Source organism: Dactylosporangium salmoneum (genome assembly GCF_039532525.1).
GTDB classification, from domain to species: domain Bacteria; phylum Actinomycetota; class Actinomycetes; order Mycobacteriales; family Micromonosporaceae; genus Dactylosporangium; species Dactylosporangium salmoneum.
In genome coordinates, this window is sequence record NZ_BAAARV010000114.1 from 1 (window position 1) to 21,506 (window position 21,506).

The 21,506-nt window shown below is 68.0% G+C and carries 13 protein-coding genes; 6 read left to right on the forward strand and 7 right to left on the reverse strand.

The annotated features are described in order from the left end of the window. Positions 1-471 precede the first annotated feature (471 nt). Positions 472-630: a DUF7662 domain-containing protein gene (locus ABD352_RS57925; protein WP_425553964.1), complete on the forward strand. Its 159-nt coding sequence runs from the start codon at positions 472-474 to the stop codon at positions 628-630. 115 nt (positions 631-745) lie between these two features. On the opposite strand, the gene ABD352_RS50410 is transcribed toward ABD352_RS57925, so the two are convergent. Together ABD352_RS50410 and ABD352_RS50415 are read right to left on the reverse strand one after the other, a co-directional pair. Further along, entirely contained in the window at positions 746-901 is a 156-nt protein-coding gene (locus tag ABD352_RS50410) for a hypothetical protein (protein ID WP_344619800.1), read from the reverse strand. Further along, the gene (locus tag ABD352_RS50415; protein ID WP_344619801.1) at positions 888-1,553 is read right to left on the reverse strand and encodes a hypothetical protein; all 666 of its coding nucleotides are present in this window, start codon (positions 1,551-1,553) and stop codon (positions 888-890) included. Before ABD352_RS50415 ends, ABD352_RS50410 begins: the two co-directional genes overlap by 14 nt. Positions 1,554-1,797: 244 nt before the next feature. Here ABD352_RS50415 and ABD352_RS50420 point away from each other — a divergent pair, with 244 nt between their 5' ends. Continuing rightward, positions 1,798-2,580, forward strand: a complete 783-nt coding sequence (locus ABD352_RS50420; protein ID WP_344619802.1) for a hypothetical protein — start codon at positions 1,798-1,800, stop codon at positions 2,578-2,580. Positions 2,581-2,621: 41 nt separating this feature from the next. On the opposite strand, the gene ABD352_RS50425 is transcribed toward ABD352_RS50420, so the two are convergent. Further along, positions 2,622-3,710, reverse strand: coding sequence for a hypothetical protein (locus tag ABD352_RS50425; RefSeq protein WP_344619803.1), 1,089 nt, complete (start codon positions 3,708-3,710; stop codon positions 2,622-2,624). A 1,154-nt stretch (positions 3,711-4,864) separates the two neighbouring features. On the opposite strand from ABD352_RS50425, the gene ABD352_RS50430 reads away from it, so the two are divergent. Then, positions 4,865-9,004, forward strand: coding sequence for an NACHT domain-containing protein (locus ABD352_RS50430; protein WP_344619804.1), 4,140 nt, complete (start codon positions 4,865-4,867; stop codon positions 9,002-9,004). A gap of 435 nt (positions 9,005-9,439) precedes the next feature. On the opposite strand, the gene ABD352_RS50435 is transcribed toward ABD352_RS50430, so the two are convergent. Then, positions 9,440-10,429, reverse strand: coding sequence for a hypothetical protein (locus tag ABD352_RS50435; RefSeq protein ID WP_344619805.1), 990 nt, complete (start codon positions 10,427-10,429; stop codon positions 9,440-9,442). Beyond that, positions 10,411-10,818 carry a hypothetical protein gene (locus ABD352_RS50440; RefSeq protein WP_344619806.1) on the reverse strand — a complete coding sequence of 136 codons (408 nt, stop codon included), beginning with the start codon at positions 10,816-10,818 and terminating at the stop codon, positions 10,411-10,413. Before ABD352_RS50440 ends, ABD352_RS50435 begins: the two co-directional genes overlap by 19 nt. A gap of 129 nt (positions 10,819-10,947) precedes the next feature. Between ABD352_RS50440 and ABD352_RS50445 the strand changes: the two genes are divergently transcribed. Next, a complete protein-coding gene (locus tag ABD352_RS50445; RefSeq protein ID WP_344619807.1) occupies positions 10,948-13,290 on the forward strand; it encodes a coiled-coil domain-containing protein in 2,343 nt (780 codons plus the stop codon). Further along, the gene (locus ABD352_RS50450; RefSeq protein WP_344619808.1) at positions 13,287-14,342 is read left to right on the forward strand and encodes a Wadjet anti-phage system protein JetD domain-containing protein; all 1,056 of its coding nucleotides are present in this window, start codon (positions 13,287-13,289) and stop codon (positions 14,340-14,342) included. Before ABD352_RS50445 ends, ABD352_RS50450 begins: the two co-directional genes overlap by 4 nt. A gap of 44 nt (positions 14,343-14,386) precedes the next feature. Here ABD352_RS50450 and ABD352_RS50455 read toward each other — a convergent pair whose 3' ends face one another. Next, positions 14,387-17,047 carry a DEAD/DEAH box helicase gene (locus ABD352_RS50455; protein ID WP_344619809.1) on the reverse strand — a complete coding sequence of 887 codons (2,661 nt, stop codon included), beginning with the start codon at positions 17,045-17,047 and terminating at the stop codon, positions 14,387-14,389. A 460-nt stretch (positions 17,048-17,507) separates the two neighbouring features. Between ABD352_RS50455 and ABD352_RS50460 the strand changes: the two genes are divergently transcribed. Continuing rightward, positions 17,508-20,591, forward strand: a complete 3,084-nt coding sequence (locus ABD352_RS50460) for a helicase-related protein (protein WP_344619810.1) — start codon at positions 17,508-17,510, stop codon at positions 20,589-20,591. A gap of 290 nt (positions 20,592-20,881) precedes the next feature. Here ABD352_RS50460 and ABD352_RS50465 read toward each other — a convergent pair whose 3' ends face one another. After that, positions 20,882-21,442 carry a DUF6308 family protein gene (locus tag ABD352_RS50465; RefSeq protein WP_344619811.1) on the reverse strand — a complete coding sequence of 187 codons (561 nt, stop codon included), beginning with the start codon at positions 21,440-21,442 and terminating at the stop codon, positions 20,882-20,884. Positions 21,443-21,506 lie beyond the last annotated feature (64 nt).

The window sequence follows — 21,506 nt, forward strand, 5'->3', positions numbered from 1 at the left end:
ACGTGGGTGACGCCCTGCTCGATGAGCCAGGCGGCCATCTCCCGCAGGCTGCGGTAGTAGGTCGGACACGCACCATTTCCCAACGCCCTGACCTGCTGTCTGGGTGGTTGGCGGTCCCGCAGGTTGACTAATGACGCGCGTTTGCTGCTTGCTGACCCGGTCGCAGGGCGGTGACGGCCGGGGTCGGACATGGGGGACTGGTCGCTGTGCCTCCGCGACCGGATCGCGGCTCAGCTGATTAAGGCGAGTCGCGGCCAGTCGCCGAGCGCGGTGCGCTGCACCTGCGTGCATGAACCTCGAGGACCGGGCGGTCCGACGTGAGGCAGACGAATGGCGCATTGTGTGGACTGCCGGTTTCCAGCACGGTTGGCATGTGAGCAAATACGACCCGCTTCGGGATCGACTTCGCACCTCCGGCAGGCCGGGGGTGCGCATGACCTTCGATGAGATCGCCAACTTGCTGCCTGGGGTTTGCCTTCGAGCGCCTATCGGCATGGCGCCTGGTGGAACAACGAGGACGATCCGGGGAGCACGCACAGCCAGAGCCGCCTCGGTTGGATGGCCGCCGGCTACACGGCGACCGCTGACCGCACGACTCAGCAAGTCGTCTTCAGGCGCTTCGCGCGCTGAGCGCCGACCCGCGCTTTCGGTTCGTCTCGCCGCAGACCGCCTTCTGCCGTTGTGCTCGACCAGCGGCATGAGATTAAGCCACGATCGTTTGCGGCGCCTTTTGAGATGCCGAGATTCACCGGTCCACGATGGGTGGCGGCTTGTGCCCGGAGGCTTGGCCGTTGCGGTGGAACTGCTGCCAGAAAGCATGGTCCGCCTCGCTCGTGGACGCCCCTTCGGTGGCGAACAGGGCCAGTGCCTCCTTGACGCGGCCCTGGTCAATCAGGAGCATGGCGAGCTGGGGGCGACCCGGGTGGAGTGTTCGGCGGACTGCAATGTCCGGATCGCCTCGCCCGGGCGACCGCGAGGACGACCAGGTCGGCGCGTTTCGAGCTGCCGTACCAGGTGCTTTCGCGGCGGGCCCGCAGCTCGGCGATCGCCTGCTCGACCCGTCCGGACCGGGCGAGCACTTCGACCCGCTCGAACAGCAGCTCGATCCATATGCCGCCGTAGTGTGCCGCGAGGTCGTCGATCGCTGCGAGCGCGTCGTCGGCCCGGCTTCGCTCGATCAGGAGCCCGCACAGGATGCCGACGAGCCATTCCGGGTCGCCGCCCATCAACCTCGGCACCGGCCACAAGACCTCGATCGCCTCGTCGGCGCGGCCGTGCCGTGTCAACGGCTTCGCCAGGGCGGCGGCAGCGTTCGGCGAACTATTCGCCGCGAAGGGCCGCATCGCGTCGACGGCCTCGTCCACACGATCGAGGCTCTCCGACCAGGCGGCCTGGAAGACGGCGGGCTCACCGCCATCTCCGGCGACCAACTCGTGCAGTTGCTCTTCCCGGCCGTGCCTGGTCAGCATGTCAACGAGTTGCTCGACGGCGTTGATGAACACGCCGTGTTCGCCGAAGGTGGCCGCGGTGAGCGCTTCGAGCGCCTCGTCCACGCCGCGGCTGTTGCGTCGGCTCGGGCATTGGCAACGGCCGCCCGGTAAAGGCGAATTCTGGAACCCAACGCATGGCCGGATGCGGACGACAACGCGGTTGCCGAGGGATACCGCACGTCAGCGACTACGCACCACTGCCGACCTGGCTCAAGGCCCGCTGACCCGGCCCGCGCCGGACGGTCGTGGCGGCACCGGGCGGACGGTAGGGTACGTCTCCATCAGCGGAGCACGCGGGAAGGAGACCGTGGGCACAGGGCGGGCAGTTGTCTTAGTCGTCTTCATCGGCGTCGGCGCGGTCGCAACCGTCGAAGGAAGCAGCGGGATCGAACGCCTCCTGCGCCTCCTGACGAGCTACGGCGCCTACCTGGCGATCACCATCGGGCTCCTCGGCGTGCTGGCGTCGATGCTTCCGCCAGCTGGGCGGGCATGGCCGCTCGTGCTGCTCGCCGGCGGATGCGCGGCGCTTGCGGTCCAGCGTGGCTGGTTGTCGATGTCCGTCGTACCGAATCTGGCCGGCCTGGCGGCCCTTGGCATCGGAGGCTGGCTGATGGCGAGAGGGCCGCGGACCCGGGACCGGATGGACCCGGTCCGGCAGTTGATCGCGGTCATGTTGCCGCGCACGTTGACGTCGCAGGCCGGGGAACGGTTGCCGGCATATCTGACGGTACTGACAGTCGGTGCGCGGGTGGTGGTCGACCTCCGCGCCGCCGCGGTCCCGCCCCGCCAGACGATGCAGCTGGCGGTGTCCTGCTGGGCATTCGGAAGCGTCGAGTTGCGGCTGCCCGAGCACTGGGCGGTCGTCGGCGGCCGGCTGGGGCCGACGTTCCGCGTGCGGATGATCGGCAAGGCCGACACCAAGGAGCTCCTTGCCGATACCGATGCCCCCGCGGCGACGGACGTGCTGGCCGACGTCCGGTCGGCACGCCTTCGCGGCAAGCTCGGTGCTGACGCGGCGGATCACCGGGCGGCGGCGATCGTGGTCCACATCGCCGGTTTCGGCGGCCGGGTCGTGCTGGCGGACCGGTGAGCTCGACGACTCCGGGGCTGGCGGCCCTCGGGGTGCGCTGATCAGCCCTTCCCGGCGTCTTCGATCGATGGTCCGGGTGGCGATGCGCCCGCCGCCGCGCCCGGGTCCGACGACGAGTGCTGGTATCGCCACGACGACGGGGGTGGGGTCTCGCCGACGGCGCGTTGTAGGAAGTCCGACAGCACCTTGTTGTTGGCCACCTCGGTGGCCGGATTCTCCGGCAGTTCGAGGTGCAACGCTTTGAGCAGGTCGAAACGGTGCAGGTCGTACGCCACGGCGAGCAGTTCGCCGTGCCGGGCGGCTGCGCGAACGGCGCCGACGTACGCGACGCACAACATGGCGAAAAACACCAGCGGCACCGACATCCACCAGTCGAACCGGATCAGCAGGACGCTGGTGATGACCGTCTCCAGAGAGAACAGCACGACGAAGGTGGCGGTGGTGTCGAGCGTGTCCAGCTGATTGCTGATCTCCCCGTCGAGCTTCGACGACAGGTGCGGGTAGAGACGCGGATACGTCACGACCGTCGAAAGGCCGTACCGCTCGCCGGCGGTCGTCTCGGCTCGCCGAAGGACGTTGCCGAGCACGGTCGGCATGAGATGGTCGCCGTCGGCTGGGTAACGGCCGAGGGCCGCGTTCGCGCGCCCGATCAGCCGGGTCACGCCGCGCTGCCGACGCGCGAAGGCCGCCAGCTCGGTGAGGTCGAGGCTCGCCGGCGCCTGAAGCCGCACGGAAAGCCGGGCCAACGCCCGATCGCGCGCCCGCCGGTGGCGTTCGGTGGCGAGCGCGTGCACAAAGCCTTCCTGGGCGCGGGCACCCCAGTACCCCTCGACCACCTGCACCAGCGAGATCTGCAGCGGGCGCAGCAGCACGGCGACGCACACAACGGCGAGCACCAGCAGGACGGTGCCGGCCACCCCGAGGGACCGCGCCGCGGCGAGCACCGACGGTATGCCTCGCCCGATCTCCTTCCCGCCCTGCCTGGCCGGCGCCATGAACGGGACGAGCCGCGAGCTGAGGAGGGCGAACAGCGTCAGCACGAAGACGATGCTCGGCAGCGCGGTCACCAGATACGCGCCGGGCCCGAGCGCCTTGATGCTCTCCTTAGAGATCGAAACGGGGTCGGTCACCGCTTGTACACCGGAACGTCCATGTACTGGTGATGCTGTGAACACCGATCGGGATTGCGCGGATCGTTACCCGGATACGTGACGGAATCCGGGCAATCCGGCTCGGAGCATTTGAAGTACTGCTGCTTGCCGGGCGGGGCGAACCCGCGCGTCCACGATCGGCCGGTCACTGGTGCACCCCCACCCCAGTCTCATGGCCCAGTATCCCGGCGGCCATCGCTTCCTGGTAGTCGGCCGTTGGACGATGGCGTTCCGGCTCGACCTCGGCGGTTCGGCGGAAGTGGCCGCCGCTACAGCCAGCACCGGATGCCGCCGTGATGAGGGCCCGATACCATCGCCCGCCCAGACGATCGACTGCTCAAATCCACCGGCGTGATGTCTCCATAAGAAGATCCGGTCATCGCCATGACACGCGCGCTCATCGGCCATGTGCGTGCACCTGATCAAGGTTGGTCGAGGTCCCGATGGCGTGGATCGCGGCACCGAGCCAGTCGTGACCGCGTCGTGAGGCGGTGTGGCCGGAGTCGCGCTTGATAATCAGATGATGTTGATCTTGGTGGTTTCCCGCGGCCCCCGCAGACGCGGCTGGCCCGAGTTCGCCGGCCACGGCGGGTGGCCGCGTTGTCGCCGTCGTTCCGCGCCTTGATGCGTGGGTCTTCACGACCGCAGTGTGCTCGAGTTCTTAGGTCAGCCTGACTTCGTGGAGGGGGTGTTGGGCCAGGCCTGACACGCACCATTTCCCAACGCCCTGACCTGCCGTCGGCGTGGTTGGTGGTCCCGCAGGTCAACTAACGATCTTGTCCGCGGCGCGGCCGGTCGCCGGGCGGTGGCGGTCGTGGTCGGGATTTGGGGGACAGGCGTCCCCAGGGCCGCCATGACCTTGCGACCGGAACGCGGCTATGACTGTGCACCGATCGAGGGACGGCTAGTGGTCAGGGGATGTCGTCGAACGCGGCGGTCGTTCGCGTCAGCAGCCCGAGTTGTTTCAGGGCCAGCCGGAAATCGGCGGGCTCCTGCGAGGCGGCCGGAGGCGGCGCCGACTGTGATCGCCGCCGACGGACGGGCGTGGCCGCGGCGGGTGTCAGAGAGTGTCCCTGGTCACGAGATACGCTTCCCTCGACGTGTCATTGGTCTCGAGTACGAGGTACGCCCGCTTGTCTGTCACGCTCCCCGACATTGACTTCGCCCGTATCCGGCCCTACGGACAGCCCGCCTCGCGTTCGAACGCCTTTGAGGAGCTCTCCTCGACCCTCATCGAAGAGAGCATTTTCGTGTGGCCCGAGGGCGTGCGCTTCGAACGGTTCGGCAACCCCGACGGCGGACGCGAGGGCCGCGGCGTCCTACAGAACGGCGACGTGTGGGCGTGGCAGGCCAAGTACATCTTCGAATTCAACGCGTCGGCCGCCGGCCAGATCACCTCCTCCGTCAAGCGCGCGCTCGAGCGCGAGCCGACGCTGCGGCGGTACTTCGTCGCTTGCCCCTTCGACCTTCCGGCCGGAGATACCGGCGACCGCGAGTCGGCGCACACCCGCTGGACCGCCAAGGTAGAGAGTTGGCAGGAACTCGCGCGGGCGAAGGGCCTCGACGTCGAGTTCGTTTTCGTGGGCCTGCACCAGATGGTTGCGGCGCTGACCGAGGCGCTTAACGCAGGACGCGCACGGTACTGGTTCTCGGCCGACATTCTGACCGCCGACTGGCTGGCACGGCGGCTCGGCGACGTGATCGCCAAACTGGGCCGCCGGTACACACCGGAGCTGCACGTCGAGGTACCCGCCGTACAGGCTCTGCAGGCCGTCGGGCGCGAGACCGCCTACCTGGAGCAGTGGCAGACCGCGCTGGCGGCGCTACGGGCGTCCCGGCGCTGGACCTGGCGAGCGCCCGGGCCGTTGGCCGGACTGTTCGGCGAGGCCCTGGGCAGTGCGGCGACCGCGCTCACCTCGGCGGACGCGGCCGTCGCCGCCGTGATCGGCGAGCTGCAATCGGTTGGGCTTCCGGCCGCTGCCGCCGGCCCGCTCGCGGCGGCAGCGGAGTCCGTACAGCGGGTCTCGGATCTGCTGTACGAACATTGTCTCGAGCAGCACTCCCACTTTGTCGGTGAGGCCGCCTCGCTGTACGCCCACGTACGCGACGCCTCCGGCGCGCTCGAACGGGCCGGCGACCTAGAGCGGGCCGCGGCCGGCCGGGCCGCGCGTGCGCGCGCCCTCCTGCTCGTCGGGCGAGCCGGCGTCGGCAAGACCCACCTGCTATGTGACGTCGCACGAGCCCGGCTCGCCGATGGCCGCCCCACTATCCTCATCGCTGGTCAAGACTTCGACGGCCGGGCATTGCTGCCGCAGCTGGCCGAGATGACCCAGCTCGGCGGCTCGGCCGACGACGTCCTCGCCGTACTGGACGCCGCTGCGGAGGCCACCGGCTGCATCGGGCTGCTCATGATCGATGCCCTGAACGAGGGCGAACGACCAGAGCGGTGGTGCGACGAGGTCCGCGTCCTGGTGCAGGCGGCTGCCCGGTACCGGCACGTCGGGATCGTGTTGTCCTGCAGAACCGAATTCGTCGGGCGGGTCGTCGGCGACCTCGCCATTCCACGGGTCGAGCACGTGGGATTCGCCGAGGCAACCGGCACCGCAATACGCCGGTTCACGCGCGAGTACGGACTAGAGCAGCCGGCCTTTCCCGTGTGGAACCCCGAGTTTGGCAATCCGCTCTTCCTGAAGCTGGCGTGCGAGGCGCTCGTCACGCTCGGCGAGGACAGCCTTCCATTCGGCAGCGCCGGCGTCGCCGCGATCTGCCGGGCGTTTCTGGACGCCGTCAACCGACGCCTGTCGGGCGCCGGAAGGTGCGACTACGACGAGTTTGACAACCCGGTCGGCGCCGCCGTTCGCGAGCTCGCGAAGCTCGGCGACGGCCCCATGCCGCGAGCCGACGTCCAGCGCATCACGACAGCCGTCCTGCCGAACCGGCCATGGTCGACGTCGCTGCTGCTAGGCCTCATCGCCGAGGGCGTGCTCAACGAGATCGCTGGCGGACGTATCGTCTTCGGCTACCAGCGCCTCGGCGACATCATCCGCGCCGAGCAGGTAGCGAGCCGCTCGCCCGAGCTGATCCGGTCCTGGCTCCAGGAGCTCGGAGACGACAGGTGGCGCGAGGATGGGCTGCTGGGTGCCCTCGCCGTCATCGTGCCCGAGCGTCACCAAGTTGAGCTGATCGACCTCGGGCTGGACGACAGCGGTGCGGCGCCGTTCGACCGCATCGACGGTTTTGTCAACAGTATCCCGTTGCGGTCGCCGGCCTCGGTCTCCTCGCGGGCGGTGGAGCTCGTGGAGCTGCTGCTCGAACACGAGTACTGGCGCCCCGTTCTGCTGGAGACGATCGTTGGTCTCGCCTGCGTCCCAGGTCATCGGCTCAACGCGGACTGGCTGCACGGCCGCCTCTCAGCTCTGGATGTCGGCAAGCGCGACGTGGAGTGGTCCGTTGCGCTTACCGACACGGCCCACCAGGGTGAGGAGACGGCCGTTGGCCGGCTCCTCGAGTGGGCGTGGCCGACGAACAGTGCCGAGCCCTCGGTACTGCCGGACGACGTGGCGCGCCTCGCAGTCCAGCTCCTTGGGTGGCTCACGGCCTCCAGCGACCGCCGGGTCCGCGATCGCGCGACGAAGGCCATCGTCTGCATTGCTGGGCGAGCGCCCGTGGGCTTCGCCAGCGGCCTGCGCCGGTTCGGCGAGGTGAACGACCCATACGTGATCGAGCGGATGGCCGCAGCAGCCTGCGGCACGGTGCTGCGAACCGACGACCGGACGGCGATCGTCGAAATCGCCGACGCCGCGCAGGCGCTCATCGCCAAACGCATGCCCGAACACCTGCTGACGCGCGACTACCTACGGCGTACGTTCGAGTTCGCCCGGTCCGTCGGATGGTCCGGCCCGGCGGCTGATCCGCCATACGGGGCCGCCTGGCCGGTCAAGGCCCGGTCGCAGGCCGAGATCGAGGCGATGATTGAGCCCGAGGACACCGGCTACGGCTTGATCTGGAGGTCGCTCACCGGCTTCGGCGACTTCGGGCGATACATCATCGAGCCCGCGCTGCGCGACCTGCAGACGACGGACCGCCGCGGCCTGCTCCGCACGGCGCAGGCCGCAATCTTCGACCGAGTCGTCGACTTGGGCTGGACCCCGGAGCGGTTCTGCGACAGCGACCGAGGGATAGCACGCCGACGCAGCCGCAACGAGGAGCTGGAGCGCATCGGGAAGAAGTACCAGTGGATCGGGTTCTACGAGACGCTCGGGCGCATCACGGACCATCACCTGATCCAGACCCAGCCAAGTGAAGCCCCCGCGGCCGTCACCAATCCGGAGCAGGTCACCTGGCGCGACATCGATCCGACCCTGCTGGCCCGGAAGCCAGAGCCACCTCGTGCGCGGGAACGTCAATGGTTCTCGCCAGTCGGCGCGTCCTTCGAGTCGTCGCCGCCAGCCGAATACCCACTGGACACCAGTGCCATACCCGATCCCCTGGACCTCATCACGCTCATCGATTCCTCGGGCGTCGCCTGGCTCGCGCTCGCCGGTAGCCCTGCCTGGGAGCAGCCGCTGCCGCCGGAGCTCTTGGCACTCCAGACGCCTCGGCATGCCGTATGGCTGCAGCTCCACGCATACCTCGTCCCGTTGAGCGACGCCGAGCGGCTGCGCGCCTGGGCCGACGGCAAGGACTGGTTCGGCCGGTGGATGCCTGAGCGCCCAGATCTGCACGGCGTGCTGCTGGGCGGACACCCGGACTCCCTTGAGTGGGCGGCCGCAGATGGCGACAGCGAGTGGCGCGGCCGCGAAGAGCCGCCGACCAGGTTCGAAGAGTGCGCGGCCTGGTACGGCGGCATGGGAACGGCTCGTGATGCGTCCGCCGACGAACAGACCCGGGGCTATGTCCCGAGCCGCCAGCTGCTCGACATCCTGCGGCTTCGCCGGGGTGTCGACTTCGTCTGGCGCGACGTCAACGGCGTCGGCGTGCACGACCCCTCGGTAGCGGTCGGCGGCCCGGCGACTCTGCTGATGCGCCGCGATCTGCTGCCTCGACTTGCCGACGCCGGACGCTCTATATTTTGGACGGTGCTGGTCGGCTGCGAGCTCCACCACGACACGTTCGCGAGCCGCGACGACAACTACCGCTGGATCAGCGCCAGCGCCTCGTACATCGTCGATGACGGCGCCGTGGAGCACGTCGCGAGACTGGCTCGCCGCTACCGATCCGGTCCAACCACCGAGTCTGAGCTTGACTGGGCGCCGAAACGCACGAAGGGATGAAGACTAGGTCGTCATGGGAGAGGGCCCCTGGCTGGAGTGTTAGGTCGGCCTTACCTCGTGGAGGGGTGTTGGGTGCAGGTCCGACACGCACCATTGCCCAACGCATTGACCTGCCGTCCACCTGGTTGATGGGCCCGCAGGTTGATTGACGATGTAATCGCGGTGCGGCTGGCCCGATGCCGGGCGGTGGTTGCCATTGTCGGGTTCGGCGGTCAAAGCGGCGGCGGAGACAGGTAGCGGATGCCGATTGGGTCCGTGTTCGTCGGCGGCTGAGCGGGGACGGAGGCTTTGACGACCCGATCGGCTGATGGTCTTCAGACCCCCGGCCTTCGCCGGTGAGGGAAGCGCTCTGACCAGGAAGGTCGTGGTTGAGCCGGCGCTTGTCGTTGTAGTAGTAAGGGCATGACCTACGGCTGGGTCGGGCCCTAGGGTCTTTCAGTCATCAGAGGCAGGCACCGACAGTACGAAGTCTTGACTCGGCACTCCCTGATCTGCGCCGACGCTCGCGAACCTGATGTACTGCGTGCGCGGCACAACGTCCAGCACCGAGTTGAGCAGCGATTCTACTCGGTCGCCGGCAAGTGCCGTATCGCCAGCGGCATCGATGATCAGTGCCGGAACATCAGAGATCGCGTTGCGGGCTTCACGCAGATCAGCGATCACCTTCCGTAGCACGGCCGCGTTCCGCTTAACCACCATCAGGATCGGCTGCCGATCCGGCATCGTGCGCAATTGCCGTACAGCTCTGCGGTAGTCGCGGGTGACCGAGGTGAGCCAGCGCACCGGCGGAATGTCGTGGGCACGCGGTGGCAGCGCTGCCTCGATATTCGCCTGCAACTGTGTGCGCTCAGCGTTCCACGGCCCACTAAGCACCATGACGAGCCCGAATCCAGCATCGGCCGCTTTGACAGTTACAGCGCTAACGTACGCCGACTTGCCCGATTGCTGCGGCACGAGCACCGTCCCGCAGGCCGGAATCCCTGGACCTGACTGCGGATGGCGCAGGTGCGCGACGATCCTGTCCGACACCTGGTCAACCTGAGCGCCGAAAGCGGGGGTCTGCCGTGTGAGCAGCCGGCCTCGTGGCCCGGCATACCAGACCGGGCGCCCGCCGATATGGCCGGCAGGACTCGTCAGTCCACGGAGGTTTGCCAGCTGCTGCTCGAGCTCGCAGATGCGATCTTGGGCATCCGCCAGTGCCGCGGCGGTCAACTGTAATTCGCGTTTCGCATGCATGGCCTGTCGGCGTGCTGTTGCGGCTTCTTGCCGCAGACGGGTGGCATGTCCCCACCCGCGAGGCTGGGCCTCCTGCGCTGCGAGATGCAGGCGTCCGAGCCTCACCTTGTCTGCTCCTGCATCGTTGCAGAGCTCGATCACAAAGCTTGTCGGCGGCATTACATCGCCTTTCAGGTACCGGGTGACCAAGCTGGGATCGAGCGCTTGCGCCGCTGCATACTTCCGCACCGACGTGGAAAGACCGTGGAACAGACGCCGCAACTCCTCGACGAAATCACGGCGCGCGGGTACAAGGTCGTCTCGGATCGACGCTTGACGCCTGCGCCGAAACGATCGCTGAACGACTGCACGCCGATGCGAAGCTGCGGGACGAACACCTGAGCGAGCTGCGAGCAGCCCAGCGTGACGACCAGCGCATCCTTGACGCGCTGGGCAATGGTGGCCTCCTTCCGCCGAGACCGGAGGTCGAACAGAGCCTCGATGCGCTGCGGACGGTCGGGATCGCAGCCCACGCCGGTTGGCGGTATCTGGCCGAGAACGTACCCGCCGACGAGCGCGGCCAGATCATCTCCGACCACCCGCAGCTCGTTGACGGCATCGTTGTCGTTGACGTCGGCGCCGTCGAGGCTGCGCGCACGGCGCTTGACGCCGCCCGCCTGCTGCCCGCCGCCGCGGTGGCGGTCGGAACCGGCGCACGCCTACTCCGAATGCACGGAGAGGCCAGTCCCACGCCCGAACATGCCAGCGAACCCGCAGCGGTAGAACAGTTCGTCGTCGAGCCGAACCCGGCGTTGTTCGACCCGGAGGCCGTGGAGCGTCGTCGTCTTGAGTTGCGCGGGGCGATGACTGCCCGCGGCGCCGAAATCCAGACCGGCGATGAACTGTTGACCCAGCTGAGGGAGCTCCGCGCCGAGCTGGCGGCGTGGCGGAAGACCTGCCCGCCGGGCCAGCTCGACGAACTGCGTCAGGCTCTCACCCTTGCGGAGGAAGCCCTCGGAGCGGCCGTTGAAGCCGATCGTACCGCCCGTGATGCCGCGGGCGACGCTGCGGAGAACCTGGAGCAGATCGGTGCTGAACTCGTTGAGCTGCGCACAGCTGAGCGTACCGCCGTCGAACGATCTATGGCGCTGCGACACCTGGCCGAGGCGGTCGAGGACGCGATGCAGCAGCGAGCGCGGCTCCCCGAGTTGGACGAGGAAATCAAACTTGCCGAGCGCACCGTCGAAACACTGACCGCGGAGCGGGAACGGGCTCTTGAACTGGCCTCCGAGGCAGCTCGGGCCGCGGAAAACGCGGCGGGCCGCGCGGCACGCCACCGCGACGGGATGCGGGACGTGGTCACCGCTTCGGGACAGCTGCCCGACAGCGTGCCGGACGACAGTCTTACTGACCTGCGAGCTGCCTATCTGGCGGCGGCCGCCACCTACGCCGCTGTCGAGGTCGGACACGACCTGCGCGCCGCCGCGGGGGCGGCGGAAACCGAGGCGGCACGGCTGCGTACCGAACTGGCCGGCCGCAACCCGTCCGACGTCGGCCGCGCCCGGGAACTGCTGGCCACCCCGGACGGCGCCGACTCCGCCGGCCGGCAGGCGGCGGTTGCCCGAGCTCAGCGCGAACGGACCCGCTGCGACGCGGCCGTCGGCGCCGCCACAGAACAGATCGGAAGGCTCCGCAACGAGCTGGCGTCGAACACGCCCTCCGACAACCGCAGGGTCTGGATCCAGCTGCCCGACGACCGGCGGCCGACGTCCGCCGAACACGGTAGGACGCTGCTTGCGGCGGCCGTCGTCGAGCAACGCACGGCCCAGGAACGTCTCGAGGCCGCGAATGCTCACACCGCAGGTCTCGAAAGCCGGGCCGCTGCTGCTGCCGAGGCGACGCGGGCCTTCCGTGAGGTCGTCACGCCGCTTGCCACACTGCTCGAGCAGACCGAGGCGGGCGACGAGCATCCTGATGCCGAGGCCGATGAGCCATTTCCCGGGGAACCCGCCCAGGCGATGGCCGCAACCGATCGAGTGCGTGACCGGTTCCGGGTCACGGGATCCGAGGAGCGTCGCAGCCGGGCTGAGGTCGCCAGGCTCGTTGACGACGCCGTACGCTTCGCTGGAAACTCTCGGTTCGAGACGATGAACAACGTGGCGCGCCGAGCCCTTGTCGGCCTCGAGCGCGAGCAGGTGGCCGCTCGCGCCGGTGAGTTCACCACGCAGCTCGAACAACGCTTGGCTACCTTGACCACCGACCTGGACTCGGCGAGCCGACACCGAAAGCTCATCGTCGACCGGCTGTCGGCCCTCGTTGACGGAGCCCTCAAGACGCTACGAACCGCTTCCCGGCTGTCGAAGCTCCCTGCCGGGCTCGGCGACTGGGAGGGCAAGGAGTTCCTGCGCATCCGGTTCACCGAGCCTGACCCGAGCCTCCTCACCGCCCGGGTCGGCGAAGTCGTCGACGACCTTGCCACCACAACCAGCAGCCGCAACGCGGGAAGCCGCGGCACGGCGCCCAAACGCGATGGACTAGCCCTGCTGCTGCGCAGCGTTGAGGCGGCGGTGCCGAAAGGCTTCACCGTCGACGTCCTGAAACCCGACGCGGTGCTGCGCGACGAACGCGTGCCGGTCGAAAGCATGAACGAGGTCTTCTCCGGCGGTCAGGAACTCACCGCTGCCATCGTCCTCTACTGCACGATGGCCGCGCTGCGAGCCAACGAACGCGGTCAGCTGCGCGCACGACACTCCGGAGTGCTGTTCCTGGACAACCCCATCGGCAAGGCCAGCGCCGAGTACCTGCTGGAGCTACAACAAGGTGTGGCTGCCGCGCTCGGGGTGCAGCTCGTGTACACAACCGGGCTGTCCGATGACCGGGCGTTGGCAGCGTTCCCGCTGTGGGTGCGTATGCGCAACGACGCCGACCTGCGGGCCGGGATGAAACACATCAGGGTCGCAGAAATCGTCCGGCAGCAGCTCCCCGAACCGTTCAGCGGCGACGACGCGGCATCGGGCGAGATAGCGCCGGGCACAGTAACCGCCACTCGCGTCTTCCGTAGGCCGGGATGAGCATCGCCGCATCGCACGATCACTCGTTGACCCCTCGGGCGGGCCGCCTCGCGGCTGAACTCGACGCATGGGACCGGCGCACCATCACGCTAGCCGAGCTCTGGCCACTCTTCGCCCGCGCCGACCCAGCATCCTCCACCCGTCCGACGCGCCGGCTCGACCTTGCCGCGACGATCGCTGCCCTGGCCGAAGCAGGCGTGGTCATACCGTCGAAAAGCCTCGACCGGTCGGCGGCACCACCGTTGCCAATCCGGCTGACCTTGCCGGCGCCTACAGCGACGGCGAGTGCTGCCGAGCTGGCCCGAGCGGTGCCATGGCGGCCAGAGCTCGCCTGGGCGGCCACGGCGAGGCTGACCGTCGGGCAGATCGGCGTGCTGCAGACGATCAACGGCTGGCTACGCGACCGAGGCCGCGATCGCGACGTCCTGCCGCTGCGGGAGCGGTCTTTGGAGGTGTTCGGGTACGAAAAGCGACTGGACGCATTGATCGGTACGTCGCTGTTCGGGCCGGGCCGGCTCACGCTCGATCTGCTGCGGACGTTCCGCGCGCACCCGCCGCTACCCGTGCGGCACGTCGGGAGCGGCCCGATCCTGCTCGTGGTGGAGAACGCCGACACGTTCGACTCGCTGAGCCGAGTCCTGCCCGGCACAGCTACGAACGTCGGATTTGTTGGATGGGGAGCCGGCGGCGCCTTCGAGGCGTCGGTGCTGAGCGTCGGCGAACTGCCGGACGTCCGGGACATCGCCTACTTCGGCGACCTGGACGCCGACGGGCTGCGCATCCCGGCAGCAGCCGCAACGGCGGCCGCCGCCGAGGGCCTGCCGGCTGTACGTCCGGCATACGGCCTCTATCGCTTGTTGCTTGACTGCTGCGCGGTTCAACACGGGCAACCGCCAGTTGAACCGCAACGTGCCAGTGAAATCGCCAAATGGCTCGAACAGCTCGCGCTGCCGGCTCGAACACTACTGGTAAACGGGCAGCGCATTCCACAGGAGGCCGTATCTGCGCGCGTACTCATGGACGCAGCGGCGACGTGGGCCGAGGATCTGTAGGCGGCCGTCCCTTCGCCCGGAGGTCTGCCTCACGACGCGTCCAGTCAGGCCTGGCCAGTCGATCGTCGGGCGAGTCGTTCGCGCTCAGCGGCCACGACCTTGCGGGCGAGTTCGGCCTCGGAGAGGTCCACCGCCTCGGGAGCGGAGTCGGCCATGTCGCTGACCCTAGCGAAGTCGTCGAACAACCGCTTCTTGGCGGCCAGTAGTTCGACGATCCGTTGATCGACACTGTCTTCGGACAACAGCCGGTGCACCTGTACCGATTGAACCTGTCCCATCCGGTGTGCACGAGCGATGGCCTGGGCCTCGGTGGTGGGCTTGAGCTGGGGTTCGCAGATGACAATGACGGATGCGGCCTGGATGTTGAGGCCAACTCCGCCGGCCAGGATCTGGGCAACCAGGACGGCGCCGTGTGTGGCGGAGGAGAATCGGTCCACCATCTGCTGACGCTGGCTCGCCGGCACCGAACCTGTCAGCGGTCCGAACACTTGGCCAGGCAGCGACTGGGCAACCAGGTCCAGCACCTGCCGGAAGTGGGAGAAGACGATGACCCGCCGCTCGTTGTCCGCCGCTTCACGGGCGATTTCGATCAGCCGCTGCATCTTCGTCGACTTCGGCCCCACGAGCATGGCCGCCTGCCGCATCTCCATGAAGTTGCCCTGCGTGACGGCGTCGCGGTAACGGGCACTGTCCGCGGTCGACATCGGCAGCCACTCCTCGACCTCGACGAGCTCGGGGAGTTCCGTCAGCACGTCCTCCTGGTTGCGGCGAAGGTAGGCCGGTGCGATCTGCCGCCGGAACTTCCGCGGTGCCAGGTCCGTGGCATCGACGGTGAGGTCAGGCCGCACGTACGAGGCCAGATTGCGGAATTCCTCCAGTCTGTTCTCCAGCGGTGTACCGGTGAGCAGGATGGCGCGGTCGGCGCGGGTGATGAGGGCCTTCGTCCGTCTGCTCCGCTGCGCGTCGGGATTCTTGATGTAGTGCGCCTCGTCGACCACGAGGCAGGCCAGGTCGCGCGGGCCGGTCAGCGCGGACTCCAACCAGGCCAGAGTTTCGTACGTGGTGACGGCGACGCCGCCGTCCCGCATCCACGTGCGCGCTGCCTGGGTGCGCTCGGCCCCGTGCACCCGGTACGGTCGCAGCTTCGACTTGCCGGCCACCTCGCGCAGCCAGTTCGTCACGACGGCGGCCGGGCATATCACCAGGAAGTGGGTCTCACCGCGGCTGCGGAGGTGGGCCAGGACGGCGATGGCTTCGACCGTCTTGCCGAGGCCCATTTCGTCCCCGATGATGACCTTTCGCTGGACGAGGGCGAAGCGGGCGGCGAAGCTCTGGTAGCCGCGCAGCGATGCGGTGAGGTGCTCACCGCTCAGCGCCTGGTTGCGCACCGCCTCGATGATCTCCTCCGGGAGGTCTCCGAGCACCGCGTTCTCGTCTTCGGTGATGAATCCGAGCTCGGAGAGCATGGCGAAGTAGTCGGCGGGCCGGGCCAGGAAGTCGTCCCACGGGTCCGCGCGGACGCCGGCGGCTCCCGACGCGGAGGACATGCCAAGTTGATCGGCCCGCCGTGTGACGATCTGGATGCTCTCGCGCAGATCATCGACGGCAGCCGTCGCGGCCGGAATCACGAGCAGGTGACTTGTCCAGACGCCGATGGCGGCGCGCAACGGAGCGAGCTCGGCCGCGCGCGCAAGATCGTCGGCCGCGCCCCGGGTCACACGGCACGCGTCCCACTCGGCAAGGCAGCGCAGCAGGTGGGTGGTTTCCGGGTGGCGCTTGGCGATGTCGATGCGGACCGGCATCTCATCGTAGGTTGTGCGTTGCAGCGTCCGTGCCGCACCGAGCATGCGCCGCGCGGAAGTCTCGCCGACGCCCGCGAGCGTCGCCAGGGCTTTTCCCCGGTGCAGTACCTCCTGCACGGTCGTGACGCCGGCATCGGCGAGCGGACCCAGCCGGAGACGGTCACGGGTCGCGTCCTTGAGCGCCTCCAGCGGCATCTCCTGCAGGACGCGCTGTACCTCTGCCTTGCGAACCTTGTCACCCGCGGCGCGCGCCGCGGAGCGGTAGGAGTCCTCACTCGCGACGACCTTGGCGATCGTGTCAAGCGCCGCGGGCAGACCGCTGAATACGGACCGGTCGAGCATCTCCGGTCGTGGGCCGGACCGCCCTGACAGCAGCTCCAACCGCAGCGCCGGATCGAGCAGCGCATGCAACCCGGGTAATCCCGAACGGTAGGTCGCATCGACGGAGCCGAGTTGCTCAAGGCGCTGCGGTCCGCGGGCTTTGGTGATCGCCGCATGGTGACGGCGCAGTGCATCAGCCGCGGCTTCAGCCGACTGCTTCTTTGCCGATCCGGTGAAGAAGCGACGTAGGCCGAGTAGCGGGCTGACCTCGGCGATGACCCGCGGCGCTTCCTTGGTGAGCAGCCGCTGCAAGGCGCGGTCGCCGGCGGTTTCCGCAGGAAGGTTCGCGCGCTGCCAGAGGTGTCCGACAATGCCCTGGTCGCTGGATTGGAGGGGAACAACGCGCCAGGCGATCCGGCCCGCCCGACTGATCCCGACGCTGCGGGTTTGCAAGTTCTGTTCGCCGTTGGCCGCGGCGGCCTGGACGGCATGCCGCCGTGTCTGCGTCTCCGTGGCTCGCCGGCCCCAGTGCTCGAGGTCCGCCACGAGGCTTCGGATCTCTGCGCGCTCTGTTTTATCCATGCCTCACTGCCGAACGGGTTGGCGTCCGGTGATGGTAAAGGATCCGCGATGCGGAACGGGATCGTCATAATGGCGAAGCTCGTGCGCACGAGCTCCGGCTGTCGGTGGAGGTAGGTTCATGCGGCTTGAGGAACTCAAATCCGGTGTCCGGGTCAGCGGCGTGGTCCCCGGCGAGACGATCGTCGTCATCGCGGCGCAGTGGCATGGTTCGGATGCGGTGGAGCTGACCTACAAGACGCTGGACGGCGGGCTGCGCCAGCAGGTGCTGTTCCGCGCCGATGAGGCCAAGTTGAGCTGGTCCGACGCGGGCAGCCGACCGTTCGACGCCGCCGCCGAGGAGTTCCGCCTGGTCGCCGAGGTCCAGCGGATTTCGCTGGCCGGGCTGTTCGACCCGATGCTGGCGGTGGCCACGAGCGACGTACAGCCGTTGCCGCACCAGATTCAGGCTGTGTACGGGGAGATGCTCGACCGCTCGCCGCTGCGGTTCCTGCTTGCCGACGACCCCGGCGCCGGCAAGACGATCATGGCTGGCTTGTACATCAAGGAGCTGGTGCTGCGTGATGACGTGCAACGGTGCCTGATCGTCGCGCCCGGCGGACTGGTCGACCAATGGCAGGACGAGCTCTACCTCAAGTTCGGCCTGCGCTTCGACATCCTCACCCCGGCCATGGTCGACGCCGCGTTCGGCTCGACCGTGTTCGAGCAGTACCCGTTGCTCATCGCCCGGATGGACCAGCTCGCGCGAAGCGAGGAGCTGACCGCCCAGCTCGACGACGCCGAGTTCGACCTCGTCGTGGTGGACGAGGCCCACCGGATGGGCGCGCACTACTTCGGCGGCAAGGTGAACAAGACCCGGCGGTTCCAGCTCGGTGAGCGGCTGCGGGACCGTACCCGCCACCTGCTGCTGATGACCGCCACCCCGCATGCGGGCAAGGAGGAGGACTTCCAGCTCTTCCTCACGCTGCTCGAACGCGACGGCTTCGAAGGCAGGTTCAACGCTGGTGTCCACAACGCCGACACCAGCGGGCTCATGCGCCGCATGGTCAAGGAGGACCTCCTCACGTTCACCGGCAAACCACTCTTCCCCGAACGCATCGCCCAGACCGTGCCGTACCAGCTCACCGCGGATGAACAGGACCTCTACGAGCGCGTCACCGACTACGTACGCGAGGGCATGAACCGTGCCGCACGGCTGGACGACAAACGCCGCAACACCGTCGGTTTCGCGCTCACGGTGCTGCAGCGACGTCTGGCGTCCAGTCCCGAGGCGATCTACCAGTCGCTGGTGCGGCGCGCCGAACGACTCGCGCGCCGCCGCGACGATTTGATCCACGGCCGCAGCATCGCCGAGCCTGCGGTGATCGACCCGGGACAGTGGGACGGCGACGAGTTCACCGCCGAAGAGACCGAGCAGATGGAGGAGGAGCTGCTCGACGCGGCCACCACGGCTCGCACCGTCGCGGAGCTCAACACCGAACTGGCCGACCTCGACCGGCTCATCCTGGTCGCCCGGCGGGTCCGCAACCTTGACACCGATCGCAAATGGGTTGAACTGCGCAGAATTCTCGAGGACAACGACCTCATCCGTTCCGGTGCCGAGCGGCCTCGAAAGCTGATCATCTTCACCGAGCACCGTGACACCCTGAACTATCTGACCACCAAGATCCGCGCATTGCTCGGCCGGCCTGGCGCGGTCCAGGCCATTCACGGCAGTGTGCGGCGGGCCGACCGGCGGGCGATCACCGAGGAGTTCACCAAGAACCCCGCCTGCCAGGTGCTCCTCGCCACTGACGCGGCCGGCGAAGGGCTCAACCTCCAAGCGGCCCACCTGATGGTCAACTACGACCTTCCGTGGAACCCCAACCGCATCGAGCAGCGCTTCGGCCGTATCCACCGCATCGGACAGACTGAGGTCTGCCGGCTATGGAACCTGGTAGCCGCGAACACCCGCGAGGGCGAGGTGTTCACCCGGCTGCTGCAGAAGGTCGAGGAACAGCGCAAGGCGTACGGCGGCAAGGTCTTCGACGTCCTGGGCTCGGCCTTCGACGAGACGCCGTTGCGCGACCTGCTCATCGCGGCCATCCGCTACGGCGACCTCCCCGAGACCAGGGCCCGGATGGAGCAGGTCATCGACGATTCGGTCGCCCACGGGCTGAAAGAACTGCTCGAGGAACGCGCGCTCGCCCACGACACCATCTCGGACGCGGACCTGGTCCAGATGCGCCGGGACATGGAGGAGGCCCGCGCCCGGCGCCTGCAACCGCATTACATCGAGTGGGCCTTCCGCCACGCCTTCCAGCGACTCGGGGGCCGCATCGCCCGACGCGAGCGCGGCCGCTACGAGATCAGCCAGGTTCCCGCAGCAGTCCGCGCCGTCACGAAGCACGGGCCGGTGGCCTCCCGCTACGAGCGGGTCACGTTCGAACTCGACCGTATCCACGCGGACGGCAAACCGCGTGCCGATCTCCTCGCCCCCGGCCATCCACTCCACGACGCCGTCGCCGACCTGACGACCACACAGCTGCGAGCACTGCTGGAGCGCGGCACGATCCTGGCCTCGGCAGAGGTTGAGGAGCCGAAGGTACTTGTGGGCGTGGTGGAGGAGATCGCCGACGGCACCGAAGCGTCCGTCGCCCGACGATTCCGTTACGCCTACGTCGATGCCGACGGTCGGGTCACACCCTCCGGCCCGGCACCATATCTCGACTGCGTCCCCGCGCCGCGCGCCGCTGTTGTGACCGGCGCCGCGAAGCTGCCATGGCTGGGCGAGGCCGAGTCGCGCGCCCGGACATGGATCATCGGCCACTCACTCCACGAGTACCTCGCCGAGGTCGCACCCCGCCGGCTCGCCGAGATCGAGCGGACCCGCATCCGGGTCGACCAGCGACTGGCGCACGAATCGAACCGGCTCTTCAGCGAAGCCATGGCGGCGCGGGAACGAGAGCGAAGCGGCGTCAAGCCGAAGGAAAGCTCCGAAAGCCTCCTGCGCAAGGCGCAGGACCTCACAGTCCGCAGGCAAACCCGACTGGCGCTCCTCGAGCAGCAGGCCCGCCTGGCTACCAGGCCGCCCCGCATCACGACTGCCGCCCTGGTACTTCCCCTCTCCGCCGTCGGAAGCATGATCGCGGCGGACGCCCCGATCCGCGCAAGCGAGACCAAGGCCGTCGAACGGCGCGGCATCGATTTCGTCCTTGCCGTCGAGCGCGCGCTCGGCCGGCAACCGCACGAGGAGGCGTTCGGCAACCCTGGTTACGACATCGTGTCCGCTCCGGCCGACGGCGGCCCTTCGATCCGTATCGAGGTCAAGACCCGGTTCGAAGGTGCCGACGACTTCTACGTCTCCCACAACGAGATCCTCACCGGCAAGAACGCCGCTCCGCACTATCGGCTCGCCCTGGTCACCGTCAGCCGCGCCGGCTCCGCGTATGACCAGGTGCGGTACATCGCGGAACCCTTCGCCGGCATCGACTCCGCTGACCTGCCGGCGTCCGGGTTTCGTATCAGCTGGCCGAAGACCTGGTCCGCCGGCTCTTCGCCGTTCTAATCCAGGCGGCCAAAGAGCGGCTGATGCAGCGTACGCCGTCATCCTGACCGTCGTCCGAGCGCCGGCTGCAGACCTGCACAAGGTCCACGTCACTACTCGTCGAAGCGCCTGCGACACCTGGGCTGTCGTAGCGGTCGTACTGCCACCGCCTTATCTCATTGCCAAGGACCTGGTCCGCGGCGTTGATCTACCGAGTTCGCTGGGGCGTCTCAGATGTCGACTTGACGCCACCCCACGCCGCGAACGTTGGTGGGCTGGGTAGTACCAGCAGAAGCCCGTCCAGCGGGCCGTTAAGTCTGGGCGGTGGTCGTAGAGCTGGCTCGGCTGTCCATCCAGATCAGGATGTCGGCGACACGGGTCAGCGGCATGTGATGTTCGTGTACGGGATAGGATTTGGCGAGTTCAGTCATCCAGTCCCGGTTCGCGCATAGGTCGTCTCGCATGCGCTGGCGGATCCGGCCGGGCACGGCGGTCGCGTAGAACGCCTTTACTGAGGAATCGATGATCGGCACCACTGGCGCGAGCCGGTGAAGTACCTTCGACACCGTCACATCAGTCCATGTTCGGCGCCGTTTTGGGTTATAGGGCTGCATCGCCCCTGCCGTATCGTTGGCGTTGTCCAAGGCCGGCATGGCTAACTGGACGTCGTCGCAGTCCTCCAGGCCAGGTAGTTGCCGGACCTCGTCGAGTGCGTCGTCCAATGCCTGACGGAGATCCGAGAACCGTGACGGGGCCGTAGAGAAGAGCGGTGTGACATCGGACCAACCCAGTCGAAGACTGAGCAGGTTGGCCATCAGGATGTCGGCTGCGGTGATCGGACCGTTGTGTATCGGGGCTTGGTCGTAGGTAATGAGGTGATCTCACCAAGTTCGATAGGCCGTGGCGTAACGACACGGACTTTGCGCACATAGCGGA

What these genes read in the sequence shown, in the direction of transcription:
- ABD352_RS50410 (WP_344619800.1), bottom strand. Translation starts at nt 901, where the DNA reads ATGCTCCTGATTGACCAGGGCCGCGTCAAGGAGGCACTGGCCCTGTTC.
- ABD352_RS50450 (WP_344619808.1), top strand. Translation starts at nt 13,287, where the DNA reads ATGAGCATCGCCGCATCGCACGATCACTCGTTGACCCCTCGGGCGGGC.
- ABD352_RS50455 (WP_344619809.1), bottom strand. Translation starts at nt 17,047, where the DNA reads ATGGATAAAACAGAGCGCGCAGAGATCCGAAGCCTCGTGGCGGACCTC.
- ABD352_RS50460 (WP_344619810.1), top strand. Translation starts at nt 17,508, where the DNA reads ATGCTCGACCGCTCGCCGCTGCGGTTCCTGCTTGCCGACGACCCCGGC.
- ABD352_RS50445 (WP_344619807.1), top strand. Translation starts at nt 10,948, where the DNA reads ATGCACGGAGAGGCCAGTCCCACGCCCGAACATGCCAGCGAACCCGCA.